General features: G+C 34.9%; 6 protein-coding genes. 5 read left to right on the forward strand and 1 reads right to left on the reverse strand.

What is annotated here, in order from left to right:
- Positions 1-123: 123 nt before the first annotated feature.
- From FTV09_RS16400 to FTV09_RS16415, 4 genes are all read left to right on the forward strand, one after another.
- Positions 124-384, forward strand: coding sequence for a hypothetical protein (locus FTV09_RS16400; protein WP_038349994.1), 261 nt, complete (start codon positions 124-126; stop codon positions 382-384).
- A 253-nt stretch (positions 385-637) separates the two neighbouring features.
- A complete protein-coding gene (locus FTV09_RS16405; RefSeq protein ID WP_052232764.1) occupies positions 638-1,804 on the forward strand; it encodes an efflux RND transporter periplasmic adaptor subunit in 1,167 nt (388 codons plus the stop codon).
- Positions 1,804-4,905: an efflux RND transporter permease subunit gene (locus tag FTV09_RS16410; RefSeq protein ID WP_038349993.1), complete on the forward strand. Its 3,102-nt coding sequence runs from the start codon at positions 1,804-1,806 to the stop codon at positions 4,903-4,905. The genes FTV09_RS16405 and FTV09_RS16410 overlap by 1 nt, the downstream gene beginning before the upstream one ends.
- Before the next feature lie 154 nt (positions 4,906-5,059).
- The gene (locus FTV09_RS16415) at positions 5,060-5,518 is read left to right on the forward strand and encodes a DUF523 domain-containing protein (RefSeq protein WP_077170035.1); all 459 of its coding nucleotides are present in this window, start codon (positions 5,060-5,062) and stop codon (positions 5,516-5,518) included.
- Between the two features lie 126 nt (positions 5,519-5,644).
- Here the strand turns inward: FTV09_RS16415 and FTV09_RS16420 are convergent, their stop codons facing one another.
- Positions 5,645-6,433 carry an aminoglycoside adenylyltransferase domain-containing protein gene (locus tag FTV09_RS16420; protein ID WP_038350081.1) on the reverse strand — a complete coding sequence of 263 codons (789 nt, stop codon included), beginning with the start codon at positions 6,431-6,433 and terminating at the stop codon, positions 5,645-5,647.
- A 251-nt stretch (positions 6,434-6,684) separates the two neighbouring features.
- Here FTV09_RS16420 and FTV09_RS16425 point away from each other — a divergent pair, with 251 nt between their 5' ends.
- Positions 6,685-7,422, forward strand: coding sequence for a DUF4942 domain-containing protein (locus FTV09_RS16425; protein ID WP_257222929.1), 738 nt, complete (start codon positions 6,685-6,687; stop codon positions 7,420-7,422).
- The last annotated feature ends 91 nt before the right edge of the window (positions 7,423-7,513 follow it).

Consider the following 7,513-nt stretch of genomic DNA (forward strand, 5'->3'; position numbering starts at 1 on the left):
TCATTCGAGTCTAGACAAAATGACACCAAATGAGTTTTACTATGATCAGCTACCCCAACAAAACAAGGTGGCTTAACTAGAGCGGAATATCACTTATAAATACGCTTTTAGTTGTTCAAACAAGTGGAACCACCTCTGTTTACAGTTGATGAGTGGAATCTTTTTAAACAAGGATATGCTGAATTTGTAACGCTGACAGATCTTGAAAAAGAATATTGGTTTATTGCAATTGAGCATATTTTTGTAGATGAGGTTATTTGGTTAATGGCAGATTTTTCTGAAGGATGGAAAATGCAACATCAATTAGGAATTTATTCATCAATATTCAAATGTATATTGACCCCTAGTGTACTGCAACAATATGATTTAGAAATCAATACTTAGCTTTAAGATTTTATGTCATCAAACCAGTGAAAATGAAAACCTTCCGTTTTTTATTTTATAAGTCACTATTTTATTAACTTAGAATATTTAAATCGAATGATTTAAATATTCGTTTAATACAATGCCTACTTCACTTATATAGTTTAAGCAAAATGTCACTTTAGTAAGCTCTTCACCAGTTAATCTAAACTTTAGTTATACCGCTATTTATCATTTAACTGTATGAGCTTAACCCTATTCAAAGATGGAAATTATGAAAAAAAGTCGTTATTTAGTTAGCTCAGCTGGCATTATGACTGTGCTACTAATAGGCTGCTCAAAATCAGAAAATGCAGAGCATCATTCAGCAGATGCACCGTTAGCATCAGTAAGTGTAATGACTGCCCAAACACAATCAATAAATCTGATTGAAAATCTCCCTGGGCGTGTCACTGCATATCGTATTGCTGAAATTCGCCCTCAGGTTGGTGGCATAGTAGATAAAGTTCTATTTAAACAGGGTACTTATGTACATGCAGGTCAACCACTTTTTAAATTAAATTCTGAAATATTTCAGGCTGATGTCAAAAGTAATAGAGCAACTTTACATCGTGCTGAGGCTGAAGTAACACGCCTTCAAATTTTGTTAAAACGATACGCTGAACTGGTGACAGTTAATGCAATTAGTAAGCAAGAATATAACAATACTGAAGCAGAATATCAGAAAGCAAAAGCTGATGTTACTCAAATGGAAGCGATACTTTCACGTCAACAACTTAACCTAAAATATGCAACAATTACATCGCCAATATCTGGAATTATTGGTGAGATTTTAGTGACTGAAGGTGCATTAGTCAGCCAAGGTGATACTAAAGCCATGGCAGTAGTACAGCAAATTGATAAAGTGTATATCGACGTAAAACAGTCAATTACTGATTATGAAAAAATACAGGAAGCATTACAACAAGGGAATTTGTCAAATGCTAGCCATAACGTTGAAATACTAAATAGTCAAGGTAAGCCATACGATGTAAGGGGTGAAATTTTATTTTCAGACACTAAAGTAGATCCCGATACTGGTGATGTGACTATCCGTATTTTAGCGAATAATCCTAGTCAAAAATTGCTTCCCGGCATGTATGTCCGTATCAACATGAGCCGAACAAAAGTTGATAATGCGATTTTAGTGCCAGAGCAAGCTATCCAACATGATATTAGTGGTAAGGCGAATGTAACTATTATCAACCAAAAAGAGCAAGCACAAAGTAAAACTGTGCAACTGGGTCAGCGTTATCAAAATAGTTATGTAGTCACGCAAGGTATAAATGCGGGTGAAAAAATCATTGTCGAAGGTGTAGACCGTATTCAACCTAATCAGCGACTAAAAGTAAAACAATGGCAAGCACCTATAACGAATAATGAAAATGGGGGGCAGCAATAATGTCTCAATTTTTCATTCGTCGACCAATTTTTGCTTGGGTCATCGCCTTATTTATTATTTTATTTGGTGTATTAAGTATACCTAAATTGCCAATTGCACGCTTTCCAAGTGTAGCTCCACCACAAATTAGTATTACAGCAATGTATCCTGGAGCTACACCAAAGACGCTCAATGACAGTGTTGTAACACTTATTGAAAGAGAAATGTCAGGTGTTAAGAATTTACTGTATTACAGTTCAAGTTCAGATACCTCTGGTAGCGCTACTGTTACTGCTACATTTAAGCCTGGTACAGATGTAGAGCTTGCTCAAGTTGATGTTCAAAACAAAATCAAAGCAATTGAGTCGAGACTACCTCAACCTGTTCGACAACAAGGGCTTATGGTTGATGCAGCTTCATCTGGATTTTTGATGATCATAGGTCTGAACTCCCCTAATCATCAATATTCTGAAATAGACCTAAGTGACTACATGACACGACACGTCATTGAAGAAATCAAGCGAGTTGATGGGGTTGGGAAAATCCAGAATTTTGGAGCTGAAAAAGCTATGCGCATTTGGGTCGATCCAAATCGTTTAGTATCTTATGGTCTGAGTATTAAAGACGTAAATACGGCTATTCAAAATCAAAACCTCCCGATTTCACCTGGTCGTATAGGTGATACACCTGCCCTCAAAGGACAGCAAATTACGATTCCATTAACAGCACAAGGGCAATTGGAGACTGTTGAACAATTTAAAAAAATTAGTTTACGTTCGAATAAAAATGGGGCAACTGTACTGTTATCAGATGTGGCTCATATTGAGGTTGGTGCGCAGTCTTATAGTTTTGCCATTTTAGAGAATGGTAATCCATCTACAGCAATAGCAATACAAATGAGTCCCAATGCAAATGCCGTTAAAACTGCTGAAGGGGTAAAGGCAAAAATCAACCAATTGAGTACTTCATTACCTGATGGAATGAAATTCTCAATCCCTTATGATACTGCACCATTTGTTAAAGTTTCTATTCAAAAAGTAATTACAACATTGATTGAAGCCATGGTTTTAGTCTTTATTGTAATGTTCATATTTCTTCATAATGTTCGTTATACCTTAATTCCAGCTATTGTTGCTCCCATAGCATTGCTAGGAACGTTCTCTGTAATGCTACTTGCTGGCTTTTCTATCAATGTCCTAACCATGTTTGGTATGGTGCTGGCGATTGGGATCATTGTAGATGATGCCATTGTAGTGATTGAAAATGTGGAAAGAATCATGGTATCAGAAGGCTTGTCCCCTGCAGATGCCACCTCGAAGGCGATGAAAGAAATTACGAATCCGATTATTGGTATTACTTTGGTTTTGGCTGCAGTATTTTTACCAATGGCTTTAGCAAATGGTTCAGTAGGGATTATTTATCGCCAATTCACTATCACAATGTCAGTTTCGATTTTATTCTCAGCATTCCTAGCCTTAACTTTGACACCTGCTTTATGTGCAACCATGTTGAAACCAATAGATAAAAATCATGTGAAAAAAGGTGTTTTTGCTTGGTTTGATCGAAGTTTTGAAAAATTAAATAATCGATATGAACATGGTTTATTTAAAGTCATTAAACATAAAAGAACGGCTATGCTATTTTTTATAGGCATTGTTGTTGCACTTCTTTTTTGTTTTAAACAAGTACCTACTGCATTTATGCCAGAAGAAGATCAGGGTTGGTTTATGACATCAATTCAACTTCCTTCTGATGCCACACAAGAACGTACCAAAAAAGTTGTTACTGAATTTCAGGAACATCTAAATAAAGAAGTTGGTATTCAAGATAATATGGCGATCTTAGGCTTTGGATTTAGTGGTTCAGGGCAAAATACAGCAATGTATTTTACCAATTTACTCCCCTTTGAGGACCGTAAAATTACTGCCCAACAAGTCGTGGATAATGCGAATACTGCAATGGCTGACAGCTCGGAAGGCCAAGTAATGTCTGTATTGCCTCCAGCAATTGATGAATTAGGAAGCTCTTCTGGATTTTCATTACAATTGCAGGATGTAGGAAATATTGGCATGCAAGCATTAGCACAAGCCCAAGATCAATTACTCAGTTTATCAACTCAAAGTAAAAAAGTTGTAGATGTTTACTCTGATGGTTTACCAGATGGAAATTCTGTACAACTCAAAATTGATCGTGAAAAACTACAAATATTAGGTGTTAACTTCAGTGATGTTACCGATATCATTTCTACTTCAATGGGTTCAATGTATATCAACGATTTTCCAAATCAAGATCGTATGCAGCAAGTTATTGTTCAACTTGATGCCAAATCACGTATGAGTATTGATGATATTTTACAAATCAAAGTAAATAGTCAAAGTGGTAAACTGATTTCTATGTCTGAGATTATTACTCCAGTTTGGCAATACTCCCCACAACAATACAATCGTTACAATGGTCGTCCATCTTTAAGTGTTACGGGTAGTCCAGCACCTGGTATATCTTCTGGTCAAGCAATGTCAGAAATGGAAAATTTAATCAAACAACTTCCAAAAGGTGTGGGGTATGAATGGAGTGGTATTTCTTTAGAAGAAAAACAGGCTGAATCGCAAACTATATTTTTATTACTTCTATCTATGCTCGTAGTATTTCTTGTTTTAGCTGGGTTATATGAAAGTTGGTCCATCCCTCTTTCTGTTATGTTGGTTGTACCTCTAGGGCTTATAGGTGCATTTATAGCTGTAATGATAAGAGGTATGCCCAATGATATTTTCTTTAAGGTTGGTATGATTACCATCATTGGATTATCAGCGAAAAATGCCATTTTAATTGTTGAATTTGCTAAGGCTCTCCGAGAAGATGGGATGAGTTTAGTTAAAGCAACCGTTGAAGCTGCAAAATTGCGCTTGCGTCCAATCTTAATGACTTCTTTAGCATTTACATGCGGAGTTATTCCTTTAGTTTTTGCAAGTGGTGCGAGTTCTGAAACCCAAAAGGCTATAGGTACTGGCGTATTTGGAGGAATGATCAGTGCAACTCTTCTTGCTTTAGTGTTTGTCCCTATTTTTTTCATTATTGTTATGGGAACTGTTGATAAATTTTCTAAACAAAAAGGATCAAACTAATCTATAAGCTTTGTGGGTTAGAAAAAAAATAACTCACTTTGCATTGATCATATTTAAATTCTTGTTTTATCCATAGCACTAACCTATTAATTTTAAAAAATAATAGGTACTGGCTAAATAGCAAATCGATACATATCTTTTTCATAGAGGAAATATGATTTTAGTAAGTTCTTGTCTGGCTGGCTTAAAGGTACGTTATAACGGGACGCATAGCTTAAACGAAAAAATCGAAAAATTAGTCAAAGATGGAAAAGCTACTATGGTATGTCCAGAGATTCTTGGCGGTTTATCAACACCACGCGAACCTGCCGAGATTTCGGGAGGTAATGGCGATGATGTCTTAGATGGAAAAGCCTGTGTAATTGAAAAATCAGGAAAGGATGTGACTTCAATCTATATTGAAGGGGCATATAGAACTTTAAAAAAAGTTCAATTATTAAAAGCTACTCTGGTAGTGCTTAAAGAAAATAGCCCTTCATGTGGTAGTTCAATGATTTACGATGGTCAATTTAATGGGAATAAGATCTATGGCAATGGAGTTACCTCCGCTTTGCTTAAACGTCATAATATAAAAGTCATTTCAGAAGAAACTTTTTGGCAACTTTTACCCTAGTTCCTCCGCTTTTATTTAAAATCTTCATGCAACTCCAACCACGCCCCCCTTTGCAATATCAAGTCTCTTCGGTATTTAGAGATATAGTGAGGTAATAATCTAAGAAGCATATCCATTACTTCCACATCAGTTAAAAAGTAGTGGTTCAATTTTATGCTGTAATTCTTTAACAATTTTAGCAAGCTGATCATGTAAAACTAACCAACATTGCTCATGACCTTGCCCAATATATTCATCTATTATGAGTTGCAAAATGTCTTGATCTATCTGACTTAAGAATTCTAAAAACCATGTCGCAGCAACATCCTTGGCAACTATTGTTTTATGATCTAATGTATAAGCTATACGGCATAGCGCTAAAATTTGATTACATTCATCCTGATCGTCTTTCCAATGAGCAATAATTTGTGGATAAGTTTTTTGCATGGCAAATATTAATTGTTCATAGCTAATTGGATTTAACCAATCGCAAATATCAGGTCCAAAGATAGTAATGTTATGTAATTGGGCAGTTTTAAGTAAAATACTAATATCTGGATCAGATTGACTATAAAGTAATTCACCTTTGAGTAATTCTTCTCTCAACCACTCGCCATATTGTAGCTGATATGTATATGGATGATTTTTATTGGTAATACTCCCTTTTTCTAATATCGTAATTTCTAAGGCACGCGCTGTAGCATGACCAATCGGAACAGATATATTTAGAAAATTCTGCGCTAATTGTTTTCTTTCCTGATCGGTAATTTCACGTTCAATAATAACTAAAATATCAAGATCACTTTTATGTTTTAAACCACCATCAACATACGAACCATATAAATAAATAGCATAAAGCTTATCTTTAAAATTTTTTTGTAAAAGCTGTTTTACACTTTCAACTTGGCGACACTCTTCATCATTTAAGCTTTGCATATGATTTTTAATTTAAAAAAATAAGTAATGAATTCATAGAGCATTATACAGAACACTGGCTAACATAGCCAGTGGTATTAAAAGGAATTTTAAAGGTTGAGCCATATTCCACTACACCAAGTTTTAAGCGTTGTGCTTATTTAATTTAATTATAGTGAAAAAGTTAGCTTATAAATTTTAAAAAAAAATTAATGACCATGGTTTTTATTAAAATATCTATATAGACAATTAAGCTAATTAGGTGGGCAATTATGAATATGTTGGTAAATATAAAAAGAGAAGTGCAAGCATCTGAATTAGACTTTATTGAAGTCGAAAAGCTAATTTTGCAATGCGAAAAAGCAAAATCGTCAATAAAGGTTATTTATGAAAGCATCAAAGATATTGAACTTGATGCTTACCAGATTGTGAGTGCAATCACCCGAAAATCATATTCATCATCATTCAATACTGAAGAATCTGCTTTAAAACAAATATCGTCATGCTTCTGGAGGAAGTTAACTGAGATCATCAATCTTAGAAACTTTATATCTGAAAAAGAATATGATGCGTTGTCAGATAAAATTGCTCGTCATGAAATTGAAGATTTCACGATGGATAACGTGAATGTATTTTTAGAATCTATCTGGTCTACGCGCCACATGGCATATGCTCGTAAAGTTGATTCATTGTTTTGCCAATTATCAAGCAAATACAAAACCAATCTTGGTGCTGGTATTAACCCGTGCGTGATCATTCATCACAATAGCTACCATTCTTATTGCAGACGAGATAATTTAGTGGAAGAAGTACGCTTTATAGCAAGGCAGTTATTTGGCAAGCCTTTAGACCACACTAGATTAGATAAACTCAGGTTAGATCGTGGTATCTGGCATAGCATTGATGATAATTTATTACGCATTAAGATCTACGAAAACGGTAACTGTCATATCTTGTTTAATCAATGCGTAGTTGAGAGATGGATCCGGAAATTTGAACAACTCCTATAAGTGATACTCTGCTCCTCAAATGATGTTATAAACATCAATATATGGAGTATTTTATGGCACGTAGACCAAGAAGAAATCATTCAAACGACTT

This window comes from Acinetobacter sp. YH12227, assembly GCF_013417785.1.
Lineage (GTDB): Bacteria > Pseudomonadota > Gammaproteobacteria > Pseudomonadales > Moraxellaceae > Acinetobacter > Acinetobacter gandensis.

Coding starts and splice junctions, on each gene's coding strand:
- FTV09_RS16405 (WP_052232764.1), top strand. CDS start 638: ATGAAAAAAAGTCGTTATTTAGTTAGCTCAGCTGGCATTATGACTGTG.
- FTV09_RS16410 (WP_038349993.1), top strand. CDS start 1,804: ATGTCTCAATTTTTCATTCGTCGACCAATTTTTGCTTGGGTCATCGCC.
- FTV09_RS16415 (WP_077170035.1), top strand. CDS start 5,060: ATGATTTTAGTAAGTTCTTGTCTGGCTGGCTTAAAGGTACGTTATAAC.
- FTV09_RS16420 (WP_038350081.1), bottom strand. CDS start 6,433: ATGCAAAGCTTAAATGATGAAGAGTGTCGCCAAGTTGAAAGTGTAAAA.
- FTV09_RS16425 (WP_257222929.1), top strand. CDS start 6,685: ATGAATATGTTGGTAAATATAAAAAGAGAAGTGCAAGCATCTGAATTA.